The organism is Mesorhizobium sp. M0701, from assembly GCF_040320365.1.
GTDB lineage: Bacteria > Pseudomonadota > Alphaproteobacteria > Rhizobiales > Rhizobiaceae > Mesorhizobium.
Map to the genome: position 1 here is coordinate 38311 of NZ_JAMYPO010000047.1, position 13318 is coordinate 51628.

The window sequence follows — 13318 nt, forward strand, 5'->3', positions numbered from 1 at the left end:
ATACGGCGATCATTGGCGTGGGTCGGCATGCAAGCCAATCTCCCCCCTTGTGGGGGAGATGTCCGGCAGGACAGAGGGGGGCGCGAAGGATCACAGCCCGGCAAAATACCACCGAGGCTGTTCCAGATGACAGTGGCACTCGATCAGCCCGCAACCATTGCCACAAAGCCTGCCAGACGTAGGCGCTCCTTTGCCGCCATCGCACCCTATCTCCAGGCAACACCACTTGCCCTGATCCTCGGCGCGTTCCTCCTGCTGCCGATCCTGATGATCGCCGTGGTCTCATTCTGGGATTACGATTTCGCGGCGATGAATCCGGATTTCCTGACCACCAATTATTCCGACACGCTCGGCTCCTGGGTCACCTGGAAAACCTACCTGAATACGCTGAAATACGCCGCCATCGTCTGGGCGCTGACGCTGTTCATCGGTTTCTGGGTCGCCTATTTCCTTGCCTTCCATATCAGGACCACGGCCATGCAGATGGTGCTGTTCCTTGTCTGCACGGTGCCGTTCCTGACCTCCAACATCATCCGCATGATCTCGTGGATTCCGGTGCTTGGCCGCAATGGCCTGGTCAACTCGACGCTGGTGCAAATGGGGCTGATCCCGAAGCCGATCGAATGGCTGCTCTATTCCGAATTCGCCGTGGTGCTGGCCATGGTGCATCTCTATACGCTGTTCATGGTGACGCCGATCTTCAACACGCTGATGCGCATCGACAAGTCGTTGATAGAAGCCGCGCGCGACGCCGGCGCTTCCGGCTGGCAGGTTCTGTGGAACGTCGTCATTCCGCTCGCCAAGCCCGGCATGGCGATCGGCACCATTTTCGTCGTCACCCTGGTGATGGCCGATTTCTCGACGGTGCAGGTGATGTCCGGCGGGCAGAGCGCCTCCGTCGCGCTGATGATGAAGAACCAGATGTCGCTGCTGCAATATCCGGCAGCCGCCGCCAACGCCGTCGTGCTCTTGGTGCTGGTGCTGTTGATGGTCGCGGGCATCCTGCGCATCGTCGACATCCGCAAGGAGCTGTGAGGCGATGAGCCAGGACAAGCGCACCCTCGAATTCTATGTGTTGGCGGCGTTCTTCGGTCTTTTCGTGTTGTTCCTCTACGGCCCGCTTTCGGCGATCCTGATCCTCTCTTTCCAGGGCGAGAACGGCGGTCTGACATTTCCGCTGAACGGCGTGTCGCTGCACTGGTTCGCCAATTTGTTCGAGCGCCAGGCGGTCGGCGACTTCGGCGGCAGCTTCAAACGCTCGCTCGTCCTTGGCCTGATGGTGATGGTCGTCACTGTCGCCGTGTCGCTGCTCGCCGGCCTGGCCTTCCGGCAGAAATTTCGCGGCGCAACCGCACTGTTCTATCTGGCCGTCGCCAGCCTGGTCGTGCCGTCGATCATCATCAGTCTCGGCATCGGCGTCGTCTTCCAGCAGATCGGCTTCCGCCCCGCCTGGTACACCTCCGCTTTCGGCGCCCATCTGACCTGGACCTTGCCTTTCGGCGTGCTGATTATATTTGCTGTCTTCAACCGGTTCTCGCCAGCCTATGAGGAAGCCGCGCGCGATCTCGGAGCATCGTCGTGGCAGACCTTCGCACATGTCGTGCTGCCGATGATCGCGCCCAGCCTGATCGGCGTCGGCCTGTTCGGCTTCACTCTGTCATATGACGAGTTCGCCCGCACGCTGATGACCTCGGGCACGTTCAACACCTTGCCGCTCGAAATCTACGGCATGACGACCAATGTCACGACGCCGGTGCTCTATGCGCTGGGCACCGTGACGACCGTGTTTTCCTTCCTGGTGATCCTGCTGACGCTCGGCGCAATCGTCTATGTCGGCCGCCGCCGCGAGCGTGCCTGACAGTGCAGATCCTCGTCGTCAATCCAAACACCACCGCCAGCATGACCGACACTATCGCGGCGGCGGCCCGATCGGTCGCTGCCCAATCGACGAAGATCGTTGCCGTCACCTCGTCGATGGGACCTGTATCGATCGAAGGCTATTACGATGAAGCACTTGCCGTGCCCGGCCTGCTGGTCGAGATCGCCGCCGGCGAACGCTCGGGCGCGCAAGCCGCGATCATTGCCTGTTTCGACGACACCGGCCTCGATGCCGCGCGCGCCATGGCCAACATTCCGGTCGTCGGCATTTGCGAGGCATCGCTCAGCACGGCCTCGTTCATCGCCCAGCGCTTCACCGTCGTCACCACCACCGGACGTTCGCGCGTGCCGGTCGAAGGGTTGGTGCAGCGCTATGGCATGGCAGGGCGCGCGCGTGTGCGCGCCGCCGACATCCCGGTTCTTGCCCTCGAAGATCCGGCGTCCGACGCACTGCTCAGGCTGCGCAACGAGATTGCGCGCGCCATCGACGAGGATCGCGCCGAGGCGATCGTGCTCGGCTGCGCCGGCATGGCCGATCTGGCGGCGGCGCTGCAGCGGGAATTCGGGCTTCCGGTCATCGACGGCGTGGGCGCTGCCGTGAAACAGGCCGAGGCATTGATCGCCCTTGGCCTGACGACATCCAAGCGCGGCGCCTATGCAAGCCCGTTGGCAAAGTCTTATCATGGCGCGTTGAAATCCTTCGCGCCTGGCGCCGCCGAGTGATCGCAATGCCCCGAACGATCCGAACGCTCGCACGTGAGGAAGTGCAAACCCTAGTCGATTGGGCGGCGGCGGAAGGCTGGAATCCCGGCCTTAACGATGCCGCGCTGTTTCAGGCAGCCGACCCGCAGGGCTTCATCGGCGCCTTTATCGATGGCGAGATGGCGGCCGGCATTTCGGCCGTTGCCTATGGCGACGGTTTCGGCTTCATCGGCCTCTACATCTGCCGGCCGGACAAGCGTGGCCAAGGCCATGGCAAGGTCGTTTGGGATGCCGGCACGGCGCGGCTCGGCAAGCGCACGATCGGCCTCGACGGTGTCGTCGAACAGCAGGCCAACTACCGCAGCATGGGTTTTGCACCGGCCTACCGGACGATCCGGTTCATGGGGTCACCGAATGTCCCGGCAGCAGTCGGCAACGACATTCGCGCCATAGGGCCGGAACTCGTGCCGGACATACTGGACTATGACCGCCGCTTCTTTCCCGGCCCGAGGCGATCCTTCCTGGAACACTGGCTGCGCCCGCCGCATATGGCGCTTGCGATCCTCAAGCACGGCGCCATTGCGGGATACGGCGTCGCGCGCCAATGCCGGGACGGCTGCAAGATCGGCCCGCTCTTTGCCGACAGCCTGGACGCGGCAAGCCATCTCTTCGCCGCGCTCGCGCACATGTCCGGTCCCGGAAACGTCCATCTCGACGTTCCCGAAACCAGCCGGCAATTTGCAGACTTGCTGTCGTCCGCAGGCCTTCAACCGGGCTTCGAGACGGCTCGGATGTACAAGGGAAAGGCGCCGCAGCTCAAGCAGTCCGGAGTTTTTGCGATAACGACGTTGGAGTTGGGGTGAGGCGGTACAAGCCGACTTCCAGTGCAAAGCCGGGCAACAGGACTACGCGGTCTATTTTTCCTGAACTGAAATGCCGGAATCGTCGATGCGAAGTTCCACGCCTTTCGGCCTAGTCTCCTCGCGATAAACGTAAATCCCCAACGCAATAACGGCGACGGCCAAAGCGCCGATGATGAGATAAAGATAGTTCTGCTTCATCCGCTGTCGTTAACAATATGATGTGGGCGAGTCTAGCAGTTCGGGTATCAGGACGGCGGCCGGAGACGCACGTCGATCAGCCATCCAGCCGGTCGCGCAGCATGCTCCAGGGGAGCACCATGTTTGGTGCATGCCGCATCAGGCTATGGAACGGGATCGGCGACGGCGGCGCAAACGGCAGCGGCAAATCCTGAGGCTTTGTTCCATCAGCCCAATCCGCAAGCACCTTGCCCATCGCAGTGGTCATGGCGATGCCGCGTCCGTTGCACGCCAAGCCGGCGATCAGCCCGGGGCCGAGATCGACGAGGTGCGGCAGGAAGTCGGGCTCGACGGCAGCCATCCCCGACCAGCTGTATTCAAGCGGCGGGATGTCCGGGAGATCGAGATGCCCGGCAAGCCGCCGCCAGATCGCCCGCGGCACCCGCGTGTCGGCACCGGGGCCAAAAACATGCATGCCGCCGGTGATCAGCCTGTTTTCGCCATCGAAGCGGAAGGTGAAGAGATTGCGTCTTGTGTCGCCGACGCCTTGCCCGCCAGGAAGCAGGCGAGTGCGTATTTCACGCGGCAGCGGCGCCGTCGCGATCTGGAAGATTTTCAGCGGGATGTAGGTTCGCTCAAGCGTGCGGTTCAGCGACCCGCCATAGGCATTGGTGGCGACCAGCACTTTTTCGGCACGCACCGAACCGGCAGCCGTCTTCAAAGCCCAACCATCGCCTATGTGATCGATCGACGCGACACGCGTATTCTCGAAGATGCGCGCTCCGGCCTTTTCCGCCGCGTCGGCCAATCCGCGCGCATATTCGACCGGATTGAGGACGCCACCCGATCTGTCCATCCAGCCGCCGAGATAACCGCGAACGCCGGTCAGCTCTTCGACCGCCTGTCCATCCAGCGCAACAGCCGGCCTTCCGCGTGGTGCCCATTGTTCGGCGCGCGATCTGGTCTTTTGCAAAGCGGCCGGTGAATGGGCTGGTTGTATCCAGCCGCTCTGGACGGCATCGCATTCGATGTCATGCCGCCTGATCAGGTCGAAGACGAGGTCGGCGCTGCCGGCGGCGAAATCGACAAGGCGTTCGCCGCGTTCGGGCCCGAGCTGGGCAATGATATTGTCGGGGTCTCTTTTCGCGAAATTCGGCACGACGAAGCCGGCATTCCTGCCGGTTGCCCCCCAGGCGATGATTTCCGCCTCGAGGACGGCAACCGAGATGCCTTTCTCGGCACTGTGCAGCGCGGTGGAAAGACCTGAAAACCCGCCGCCGACAATTGCCAGATCGACTTCGAGTGCGCCTTCGAGGGTGGGCCGGTCGTGGCGACTGCGGCTGACTGCATGCCAAAGGGAAACGCCGTGCGGCCGGGTCACAGCGTTCATGAGCCGCTCTCGCTCGGGGCCACGCGTGCACGCTTGCCGAACCTTGGACGCCGCGGCCTGTCGCCAAACAGGCCGTTCGGCCTGACCAGAAGGATGACGCACAGCATCACGCCGATGGCGACGATCTGCAGCGAAGCGGCGCGGGCCTGCTGTTCCGGCGAGAACAACATACTGGTCAAGGCTCCCGATCCGGCCCATATCGCCCAGACCAGGATGCTGCCGATGACGGCGCCGATGTTGCTGCCCGAGCCACCGACGATCAGCATCACCCAGACCTGGAAAGTCAGCGCCGGCAAATAATTGTCCGGGGCGATGAAGCCGGTGAAATGCGCCTGCAGCGCACCGGCAAGCGCCATGATGGCGCCACCGACGGCAAAGGCCTGGACGCGGTAGAACCGTGCGCTTTTGCCTAGGGATATCGCGGCCCGCTCATCCTCGCGAAGCGCCTTCAACACGCGCCCCCACGGGCTGCGCGACAGATGCTCCAGCGCGAGATAGACGATCAGCGTCACTACCGAGACGATCGCAAGGTTCGAAAGGTTGAACAGCAACGGCGTTTCGGCAAGACCGCCGAACGGACGCGGAATGAAGCCGATGCCGAACGGCCCGCCGGTCAGCTTCTGGGCATTGAGCGCTACCAGTTGCACGACGACGGCGACGCCGAAAGTAGTGATCGCCAGATAGTCCGATCTCAGACGTAGCGTGGCAATGCCGGTGATGGCGGCGGCGACGCCGCCCAACAGCATGGCGCCAAGCCAGCCGATAAGGATCGGCAGGTCGAAGCCGCCCAGGCGCGCGGCATCGTCGGGTGTGGTCAGCAGCGCCGAGGTGTAGGCGCCGATGGCAACGAAGCCGGCGACCCCGACATTGAAAAGCCCGGTCAGCCCCCATTGCAGATTGAGCCCGAGCGTGATGAGCGAAAAGATCAGCGCGGTGGTCAGGAAGAAGGCGCCGTAGCCGAGCAGATCCATCAGCGTTCCCTCACTCCGAAAAGGCCGATGGGCCGCACGAACAGCACCGCCATCAGGATGATGAACGAGACGGCTGCCCGCCATTCGGCGCCGATCAATTGCACGGCAGCCGCTTCGGCCATGCCGATGATCAGGCCGCCGAGAACGGCGCCGGGCACGCTGCCGATGCCGCCGAGGATGGCGGCCGCGAACATCGGCAGCAGCATCTCGAAACCCATGAACGGGCGGATCTGGATGAGAATGCCGATCATCACGCCGGCGACGCAGGCCAGCGCGCCGCCGATGATCCAGGTGACGCGCACCACCCTGGCGACGTCGATGCCGACGATGCGGGCAAGTGCCGCGTTCTGGCTCAATGCCTGCATCGAGCGGCCGGTCTGGGTCCGCGTCATCAGGAGATGCACGCCGAGCACCAGCACGGCGGTCAGCAGCAGCAGCGCGATCTGGTCCGGGGTGATGCGGATGCCGAAACCTATCGGCATGGCGATCTGGATCGCCCGGCTGAAATAGGTCGGACGCGAGGTGAAGATGAATTCGAGCAGGCTTCTCAGCGCCATCGAGGCGCCGAAGCTCGCCATCACCACGATGATCGCCTGGCCCTTGGCCCGCAGCCGCGCGAACAGCACCATGTCGAGCGCCAGCGCCAGCAGGCCGGTGGCCGCCATGCCGATGATGAGCGCGACGATCAGCGGCCAACCGAAGGAGAGGGGCGCGATCGGCGCGATCTTGCCGAAAATCGCGCCAATGGCGCCAACCACGGCGAGCGTCGCATAGGCGCCCCAGGCCATGAAGTCGCCATGGGCGAAGTTCGAGAAGCGCAGGATCGAATAGGTGAGTGTCACGCCGATGGCGCCGAGGCCGATCATCGACCCTGCCAGCAGTCCGTCGATGACGAATTGCAGGTTCATGCCGCGCTTCCTTGTCCAAGGTCGAGGCGGCGCTGGCCAAGATAGAGTTCAGCCACGACCGGGTCGTTCCAGAGCTCGGAGGCGACGCCCTGGTGCCGCTCCTTGCCCTCGACCAGCACATAGGCGCGGTCTCCAATGGCAAGCGCTGCCTTGGCGTTCTGTTCGACCAGCAGGATGGTGACGCCGGACTTTCGGATGCCGGCCAGCATCTCGAACACCATCGCCACGAATTTCGGCGACAGGCCGGCCGACGGCTCGTCGAGCACCAGCACCTTGGGATGGACGATCAACGCCCGGGCGACGGCCAGCATCTGCCGCTGTCCACCCGACAGATTGCCCGCGGCCGTTCTGCGCTGACGGGCGAGATCGGGAAAGGCCGCATACATTTCCTCGATGCGGGCTGGGACCTCGCGCGGCCTCAGGATGCCGCAGGCGACCCTGAGATTGTCCTCGACCGACATCAGCGGGAAGATGTTCTCTGTCTGTGGCACGAAGGCAAGGCCAAGGCGGACCATGATGTGAGCGGGCGACGCCGTGATATCCTTGCCGTCCAGCAGCACCGTGCCGCCGGTGATCGGGACAAGGCCGGCGATGGCCTTGATAAGGCTCGACTTGCCGGCGCCGTTGGGACCGAGAACGACGACGATCTCGCCCTGGTCGACGGTGATCGAAGCGCCGCGCACGATCGGAACGCCAGGCTCGTAGCCGGCTTCGAGATCGCGGACATCGAGTACCTTTTGGCTCATGCCGTGCCTCCGAGGTAGGCCTCGATGACGCGCGGGTCGCGCGCCACCTCCTCCGGGGTTCCTTCGCACAGAAGCTGGCCGCTCGCCATGACCAGCACGCGGTGGCAAAGCCGCGTCACCATGTCGATATTGTGCTCGATCAGCAGGAAGGTGATGCCGCGCGCATTGATGTCGCGGATGCGGTCGATAATGATCTCGAGCAGGGTTGCGTTGACCCCGGCCGCCGGCTCGTCGAGCAGGATGATCGCCGGGTCGGCCATCATCACGCGGGCCAACTCGAGCAGCTTGCGCTGGCCGCCTGAAAGCACGCGCGCAGGTTCGTGCGCGAGGTGAGCGATCGTGACGAGCTCGAGCAGTTCGACGGCTCTTGTCTCGGCAGCCCCTTCTTCGGCAGCGACCCGCCGGGGCGTCAGGAAATTGGCGAGCAGTTTTTCTCCGGCCTGCCCTTGCGCGGCCAGCATGACGTTTTCGATCAGCGTCAGGTTAGGCAAGGGCCGGGGGATCTGGAACGTGCGGCCAAGGCCGCGGCCAATGCGGCGATGGGCTGCTTCCCCCGACACCGATACGCCGTTGAGGAGGATTTCGCCGCTGGTCGGCAGAATGCTGCCGGCGAGCAGGTCGAACATCGTGGTCTTGCCGGCGCCGTTCGGGCCGATAAGGCCAAGTATTTCGCCCGGCCGGACGTCGAACGAGACATTGTTGACCGCGACCAGGCCGCCGAACCGTTTGACGACGTTCCTGGCCGTCAGAACCGGCGTGCGGATCTCCTCCTGCCGTTCCGTCGTGTCGCCCATCAATCCCTCAGGCCGAAAAGCGATCCTGGTCGCCTATGATTTGATTTGTGATCACGCTTGCTTTGATCACGCTATTCGGCTTTAATTTCTTCCGCAAGCCGAAAACGGCCAAGACCGGGATTGCCCATGCAGAAGGCCGCCATCGAAAAGAACAATGAGATGATCGCAGCCCAGCTTACGCCGGTCGGCCGCGAGACCGTGCAGGATCGCGTCTATTCGGAGCTGCGCCGCGCCTTGATCGGCGGCCTTTTCGAGCCGAGCCAGGTTCTGACCATCCGCGGCCTCGCCGACGCGCTGGTCACCAGCACCATGCCGGTGCGCGAGGCGCTCGGACGGCTGATCACCGAGAAGGCACTGGAGGCGCTTCCCAACCGTTCGGTGCGCGTGCCGCCGATCACGCTGGAGCGCATCGACGACCTCTTGCGCGCCCGCTCTCTGATCGAGGGCGAAGCGATCGCGCTGGCCGCCCCGCGCATGAACCCGCGCCAGATTGCTTCGGTCGAGGCCATGCTCGGCGAATGGGACGAGATGCGGGCGCTGAAGCATAAGAAGGATATCGACCGCGAGGCCACGCTCAACCAGAGCTTCCACTTCGAGATCTACCGTTGCTGCGGTTCCGCCGTGCTGATCCCGATGATCGAGAGCCTGTGGTTGCAATCCGGGCCTTGCATCCGCGTTGCCATTTACGCCTTCTCCGACGCCGGCGAGGTCGATACGGCCCACTACCACCGCAGCATCGTCGCAGCGCTTTCCAGGCAGGATGCGCAAGCGGCGCGCGAGGCGCTGGTGGCCGACATCAGCCGGCCCTTCGCCTTTCTGCGCGACAAGCTCCAATCCACAAGCAAGGAAGGATTGAGGGCATGACGGTGCCTGGCATCAACATCACCGAGCCACACTCGATGCTTTCCGTGACCGCGCTGCTGTTGCCTGAAAAGGCGCCCGACAACGCTGCCTTCCTGCTGGCGTATCTCGAGCAGCCGCGCGTCGTTGCCGGCATCCATGCGATGTGGACGGGGCCGGAAATCTCCTGCCCGGTTCCATCAGCCGAACTTGAGGGCCAAACCTATGCCAGGCCCTTGCCGGCGGAAAACGCAACGCTGACGCCGCAGCCGGGCGACATCGTGTTGTCCTACGTGCCGCCGCGCATGTGGGGCGGCAACCCGAATGCCATCTTTGACGTCGGCCTGTTCTACGGAGCGGGTGCACGCCTGCTGTTCCCGATCGGCTGGCTTGCCGGAAGCGTCGTCGCGCAGGTGGTGCCTGAGGATCGCGATAAATTCGCAGCCGCTTGTGGCGTGATCCGCCGCAACGGTGCCTGCGACATCACCTTCACCCGGGTGGAGATCTGAATGGCTGAGACCGACGACACTTTCGAACTCTTCGACCTTCGCGTCGAGGCGGTTGTCCCCGAGGGCAAGCCGATCTATTGCGGCGCCAAGCCCGGCGACTATTTCGAATTGAAGGGCGAGATGCTGTCGATGCCGGCGGGGCAAGGTTTCTCGATCTATTCCATTGCGGCAGTGTTGCCGCTTCTGGCCGCAAAGCAGCGCCCGACCCACAGGAACGACTGGATGACGTCGGACGCCGAGATCGCTTGTCCGGATCCCAATTGTGCCAGCCGGCTCCGGATCGTCAGGACCGGCAAGCGGCGGTTCAGCCATGCCGAAACGACGGCGGTGCCGCTGCCGAAGGAGAATGACCGGAGATGACCGCCAAGGCTTTCGAGCTCAGCCCCGGCTATACGATCTCGCGCGTTATTCGCGGCGGCTGGCAGCTTGCCGGCGGGCACGGCGCGATCGACCGCCAACAGGCGGTAACTGACCTGATCGCCACCTTCGACGCTGGCATCAGGACCTATGATTGCGCCGATATCTATACCGGTGTCGAAGAGCTGATCGGCGCGGCGCGCCTGCGCCTTGCCAATGAGCGTGGCCTTGATGCTGCCGCCAAGATGAAGGTGCACACCAAGCTGGTGCCTGACCTGGAAAGGCTTTCCAATATCAGTCGCGACTACATCAGAGGCATCGTCGAGCAGTCGCTGCGGCGGCTGAAGACCGAGCGGCTCGATCTCGTGCAGTTCCACTGGTGGGACTATGCGCTGCCCGGCTACGTCGAAGCGATGGGCTGGCTCAACGAAATCCGCAGGGAAGGCAAGGTGCGCAACATCGGCACCACGAACTTCGACACGCCGCGGTTGGCCGAGATCCTGGCCGCCGGTGTGCCGCTGGTCAGCCAGCAATTGCAATACTCGGTGCTCGACCAGCGGCCAGCCAACAGCCTTGCAGCGCTCGCCAGCCGGCACGGCGTCAGTTTCCTCTGCTATGGTTCGGTGGCGGGCGGCTTCCTCAGCGAAAAATGGCTTGGCGCTGCCGAGCCGCAGACGCCGCTCGAAAACCGATCGCTGGTCAAATACAAGCTGATCATTGACGACTTTGGTGGCTGGGAGCTTTTCCAGGAGTTGCTTCGCACACTGAAGGCCGTCGCCGACCGCCACGGCGTCGATATCGCCACCATCGCCAGCGCCTGGGTGCTGGAGCAGCCGCAAGTGGCGGCCGTCATCGTCGGCGCCCGCAACCAGGCGCACGCCCTTGCCAATGCCAGAATCATGGACGTCGCGCTCGATGCCGACGACCGGGCGAGGATCGCTGCCGTGATCGCGCAAAGCCGTGGACCGCTGGGCGACGTCTACACATTGGAACGCGACCGTCACGGCCGCCACGGCTCGATCATGCATTACAATTTGAATGCAGGCAGGAAATGAACGCGGCCATGGACGAAAAGCCCTCCTTGCTTTCCCGCGCCAGCGCCGAGGTGGTCGATCTCCACCGCTTCTTCGTCGACTGGTTCAATGCGGCGAGTGCGGACAATGCAGATTTCAGGCGCTTCGAACGCGTCATTGGCGAAGGCTTCTGCATGGTTGTGCCGGATGGCCAGGTCCTCGATCGTGACGCGGTGCTCGACCATGTCAGGGCAAGCCGCGCCACTTGTGACGGCGATTTCACCATCTCGATCGAGGAAATCCGGGCCGGCTGGCAACAAGGCGACACGATCGTCGTCAGCTACATCGAAGCGCAGCAGCGCGCCGGCAAACATAGCCGCCGCCGCTCGAGTGCCGTTTTCACCACAAGTTCATCGGCGCCCAACGGCGTCGAATGGCGACATCTGCATGAAACCTGGCTGCAGATGCCGGAAGGCTGAACAGGCTCAAGACATCAATGAGAGTCGTGCAACGAAAGGGGAACAACAATGAAAAAGACCATACTTCAGATCACCACCGCGCTCGCACTGCTGACAGCGGCCGGCGCAGCGCGAGCCGCCGATTGCAAGATCACCGTCGGCCTCGTCATGGAACTGACAGGCCCGGCCGGCGAGTACGGCCAGGCCGGCGCCAAATCGGTCGAGATGGCCTTCCGCGACATCAACGATGCGGGCGGCGTCCGCGGCTGCGATCTCGCGACCGACACGCGCGACAGCCAAAGCCAGGGCAACATTGCGGTCGACGCCGCGACGCAGCTCGTGCAGGTCAAGAAGGTGCCGGTGATCATCGGCGGCATTATCTCCTCGGTGTCGATTCACATCTGATGCGCTGCAGGGCGTCGCTGCCGCCAAATATGCCATCGACAAAGGCTTCAAGAAGCTGTCGGTCATCCACGTCAACAACGATTTCGGCGTCAACATGGTGGCGGAATTTTCGCGCGCCTATAAGGCACTCGGCGGCACCATCGTCTCCGACACGCCCTACAATGAAAAGCAGTCGAGCTATGCCTCGGAAGTGACGGTGGCGATGGCCGGCGAGCCCGACGGGCTTTATCTCGTCAGCACGCCTGTCGACGGCGCAACCATCGCCCGCACCTGGATTTCGCAGGGCGGGTGTCCAGAAATTCCTGCTCAATGACGGCATGAACAGCCCGGACTTCATCGAATCCGTTGGCGCGGATTACCTGAAGGATGCGTACGGCACTTCCTCCGGCACCAGCCCGACCGCATTGACCGAGTATTTCACCAAGAACTACAAGGAATTTTCGGGCATCGAACCGTCGAACCCGGCGGCCGACCGGTCGTATGATGCCGGCGCCATCGTCGGCCTGGCCATCGCCATTGCGGGCTCCGAGGATCCGGCCAAGATCAAGGAGGCGATGTACAAGGCGGTCGACCCGGCCGGCACGCCGATCTATGCCGGCAAGGACGAGTTCGCCAAGGCGCTCGGCCTGATCAAGGATGGCAAGCCGATCCGCTACGAAGGCGTCATCGGCCCGGTCGCCTTTGACAAATACGGCGACATCACCGGCCCGTTCCGCCTCTGGAAGATCGTCGACGGCAAGGTGACGACCGACGGCGAAATGACGACGGATGACGTCAACGCCCTGCAGGCGAAGCTTCAGTAAGCCGCCTATGTCTTGTCCGGCATCGATCCCATTCCATTGAGCTTGATGCCGGACACTTGCATGTCCTGTTGCTGGTCAGGCCGGCCTGGAAACGACCACCGCACCTGCCGCCGGCATGATCCAAAGGCAGGCATAGTAGTCGGCGATGCGATTTATGGTCCCGCCGGCGGCTTCGATCCGAACCGGATGGGCCGGCTTCCAACCGTTTTCGCCATGGTGGAGCACGAGCAGCACCGCCTGGCCATCGATCTCGCCAATCGCCATTTTCCAGGCCGTCGAGGCTCTTTCATATTCGACGAAGTAAGGTGATTCCGACAGCCTGCCCTTGAAGCAATCCGCGACCCGCAATTGTGCGTCGGCGCTGGTCAACGCCCGAACCCCATCCCAGTCGCGGCGGTTGAACAGTTCGACATAGCGCCAGAGTATCCGTGTTGGTCAAGGGAGAGATGGTGTCCAGGTCCGATTGTCCCTGAGTAGTGCGTTTGCGAGGATGATGAGCTTTCG

The 13318-nt window shown here is 63.2% G+C and carries 16 protein-coding genes and 1 pseudogene; 10 read left to right on the forward strand and 7 right to left on the reverse strand.

The window, feature by feature from the left end:
* Nucleotides 1-126 precede the first annotated feature (126 nt).
* The 4 genes from NKI24_RS30055 to NKI24_RS30070 are packed head-to-tail and all read left to right on the forward strand — an operon-like array spanning nt 127 to nt 3443.
* On the forward strand, nt 127-1035 hold the full coding sequence (locus NKI24_RS30055; RefSeq protein WP_352750170.1) for an ABC transporter permease: 909 nt from the start codon (nt 127-129) through the stop codon (nt 1033-1035).
* Nucleotides 1036-1039: 4 nt separating this feature from the next.
* Nucleotides 1040-1858 (forward strand): ABC transporter permease, encoded by an 819-nt coding sequence (locus tag NKI24_RS30060; RefSeq protein WP_352750171.1) that lies wholly within the window; start codon nt 1040-1042, stop codon nt 1856-1858.
* 2 nt (nt 1859-1860) lie between these two features.
* Nucleotides 1861-2601: an aspartate/glutamate racemase family protein gene (locus NKI24_RS30065; RefSeq protein ID WP_352750172.1), complete on the forward strand. Its 741-nt coding sequence runs from the start codon at nt 1861-1863 to the stop codon at nt 2599-2601.
* Between the two features lie 5 nt (nt 2602-2606).
* The gene (locus tag NKI24_RS30070; protein ID WP_352451585.1) at nt 2607-3443 is read left to right on the forward strand and encodes a GNAT family N-acetyltransferase; all 837 of its coding nucleotides are present in this window, start codon (nt 2607-2609) and stop codon (nt 3441-3443) included.
* Between the two features lie 51 nt (nt 3444-3494).
* Here the strand turns inward: NKI24_RS30070 and NKI24_RS30075 are convergent, their stop codons facing one another.
* The 6 genes from NKI24_RS30075 to NKI24_RS30100 all read right to left on the reverse strand — a co-directional run bounded on the left by NKI24_RS30075 (nt 3495) and on the right by NKI24_RS30100 (nt 8429).
* On the reverse strand, nt 3495-3641 hold the full coding sequence (locus tag NKI24_RS30075) for a hypothetical protein (protein ID WP_352452379.1): 147 nt from the start codon (nt 3639-3641) through the stop codon (nt 3495-3497).
* Between the two features lie 76 nt (nt 3642-3717).
* On the reverse strand, nt 3718-5010 hold the full coding sequence (locus NKI24_RS30080; protein ID WP_352750173.1) for an NAD(P)/FAD-dependent oxidoreductase: 1293 nt from the start codon (nt 5008-5010) through the stop codon (nt 3718-3720).
* Entirely contained in the window at nt 5007-5984 is a 978-nt protein-coding gene (locus tag NKI24_RS30085) for a branched-chain amino acid ABC transporter permease (RefSeq protein ID WP_023676067.1), read from the reverse strand. Before NKI24_RS30085 ends, NKI24_RS30080 begins: the two co-directional genes overlap by 4 nt.
* The gene (locus NKI24_RS30090) at nt 5981-6889 is read right to left on the reverse strand and encodes a branched-chain amino acid ABC transporter permease (protein WP_352750174.1); all 909 of its coding nucleotides are present in this window, start codon (nt 6887-6889) and stop codon (nt 5981-5983) included. Before NKI24_RS30090 ends, NKI24_RS30085 begins: the two co-directional genes overlap by 4 nt.
* The gene (locus NKI24_RS30095) at nt 6886-7635 is read right to left on the reverse strand and encodes an ABC transporter ATP-binding protein (protein ID WP_352452381.1); all 750 of its coding nucleotides are present in this window, start codon (nt 7633-7635) and stop codon (nt 6886-6888) included. Before NKI24_RS30095 ends, NKI24_RS30090 begins: the two co-directional genes overlap by 4 nt.
* A complete protein-coding gene (locus tag NKI24_RS30100; protein WP_352750175.1) occupies nt 7632-8429 on the reverse strand; it encodes an ABC transporter ATP-binding protein in 798 nt (265 codons plus the stop codon). The genes NKI24_RS30095 and NKI24_RS30100 overlap by 4 nt, the downstream gene beginning before the upstream one ends.
* 126 nt (nt 8430-8555) lie before the next feature.
* Between NKI24_RS30100 and NKI24_RS30105 the strand changes: the two genes are divergently transcribed.
* The 6 genes and pseudogenes from NKI24_RS30105 to NKI24_RS30130 all read left to right on the forward strand — a co-directional run bounded on the left by NKI24_RS30105 (nt 8556) and on the right by NKI24_RS30130 (nt 12814).
* Complete coding sequence (locus tag NKI24_RS30105; RefSeq protein ID WP_352750176.1) at nt 8556-9293, forward strand: GntR family transcriptional regulator; 738 nt, start codon at nt 8556-8558, stop codon at nt 9291-9293.
* Complete coding sequence (locus tag NKI24_RS30110) at nt 9290-9778, forward strand: DUF3830 family protein (protein ID WP_031211593.1); 489 nt, start codon at nt 9290-9292, stop codon at nt 9776-9778. Before NKI24_RS30105 ends, NKI24_RS30110 begins: the two co-directional genes overlap by 4 nt.
* Nucleotides 9779-10138 (forward strand): TIGR04076 family protein, encoded by a 360-nt coding sequence (locus NKI24_RS30115; protein ID WP_352452385.1) that lies wholly within the window; start codon nt 9779-9781, stop codon nt 10136-10138.
* Nucleotides 10135-11190, forward strand: a complete 1056-nt coding sequence (locus NKI24_RS30120; protein WP_352743893.1) for an aldo/keto reductase — start codon at nt 10135-10137, stop codon at nt 11188-11190. Before NKI24_RS30115 ends, NKI24_RS30120 begins: the two co-directional genes overlap by 4 nt.
* Nucleotides 11191-11198: 8 nt before the next feature.
* Complete coding sequence (locus NKI24_RS30125) at nt 11199-11627, forward strand: DUF4440 domain-containing protein (protein WP_352452387.1); 429 nt, start codon at nt 11199-11201, stop codon at nt 11625-11627.
* Nucleotides 11628-11675: 48 nt separating this feature from the next.
* Nucleotides 11676-12814, forward strand: a pseudogene (locus tag NKI24_RS30130) (ABC transporter substrate-binding protein).
* A gap of 75 nt (nt 12815-12889) precedes the next feature.
* On the opposite strand, the gene NKI24_RS30135 reads toward NKI24_RS30130, so the two are convergent.
* Nucleotides 12890-13183 carry a hypothetical protein gene (locus NKI24_RS30135; RefSeq protein ID WP_352743891.1) on the reverse strand — a complete coding sequence of 98 codons (294 nt, stop codon included), beginning with the start codon at nt 13181-13183 and terminating at the stop codon, nt 12890-12892.
* Nucleotides 13184-13318: the final 135 nt, after the last annotated feature.

Coding starts and splice junctions, on each gene's coding strand:
- NKI24_RS30095 (WP_352452381.1), bottom strand. CDS start 7,635: ATGAGCCAAAAGGTACTCGATGTCCGCGATCTCGAAGCCGGCTACGAG.
- NKI24_RS30125 (WP_352452387.1), top strand. CDS start 11,199: ATGGACGAAAAGCCCTCCTTGCTTTCCCGCGCCAGCGCCGAGGTGGTC.
- NKI24_RS30080 (WP_352750173.1), bottom strand. CDS start 5,010: ATGAACGCTGTGACCCGGCCGCACGGCGTTTCCCTTTGGCATGCAGTC.
- NKI24_RS30070 (WP_352451585.1), top strand. CDS start 2,607: ATGCCCCGAACGATCCGAACGCTCGCACGTGAGGAAGTGCAAACCCTA.
- NKI24_RS30090 (WP_352750174.1), bottom strand. CDS start 6,889: ATGAACCTGCAATTCGTCATCGACGGACTGCTGGCAGGGTCGATGATC.
- NKI24_RS30110 (WP_031211593.1), top strand. CDS start 9,290: ATGACGGTGCCTGGCATCAACATCACCGAGCCACACTCGATGCTTTCC.
- NKI24_RS30100 (WP_352750175.1), bottom strand. CDS start 8,429: ATGGGCGACACGACGGAACGGCAGGAGGAGATCCGCACGCCGGTTCTG.
- NKI24_RS30075 (WP_352452379.1), bottom strand. CDS start 3,641: ATGAAGCAGAACTATCTTTATCTCATCATCGGCGCTTTGGCCGTCGCC.
- NKI24_RS30105 (WP_352750176.1), top strand. CDS start 8,556: ATGCAGAAGGCCGCCATCGAAAAGAACAATGAGATGATCGCAGCCCAG.
- NKI24_RS30115 (WP_352452385.1), top strand. CDS start 9,779: ATGGCTGAGACCGACGACACTTTCGAACTCTTCGACCTTCGCGTCGAG.
- NKI24_RS30060 (WP_352750171.1), top strand. CDS start 1,040: ATGAGCCAGGACAAGCGCACCCTCGAATTCTATGTGTTGGCGGCGTTC.
- NKI24_RS30120 (WP_352743893.1), top strand. CDS start 10,135: ATGACCGCCAAGGCTTTCGAGCTCAGCCCCGGCTATACGATCTCGCGC.
- NKI24_RS30055 (WP_352750170.1), top strand. CDS start 127: ATGACAGTGGCACTCGATCAGCCCGCAACCATTGCCACAAAGCCTGCC.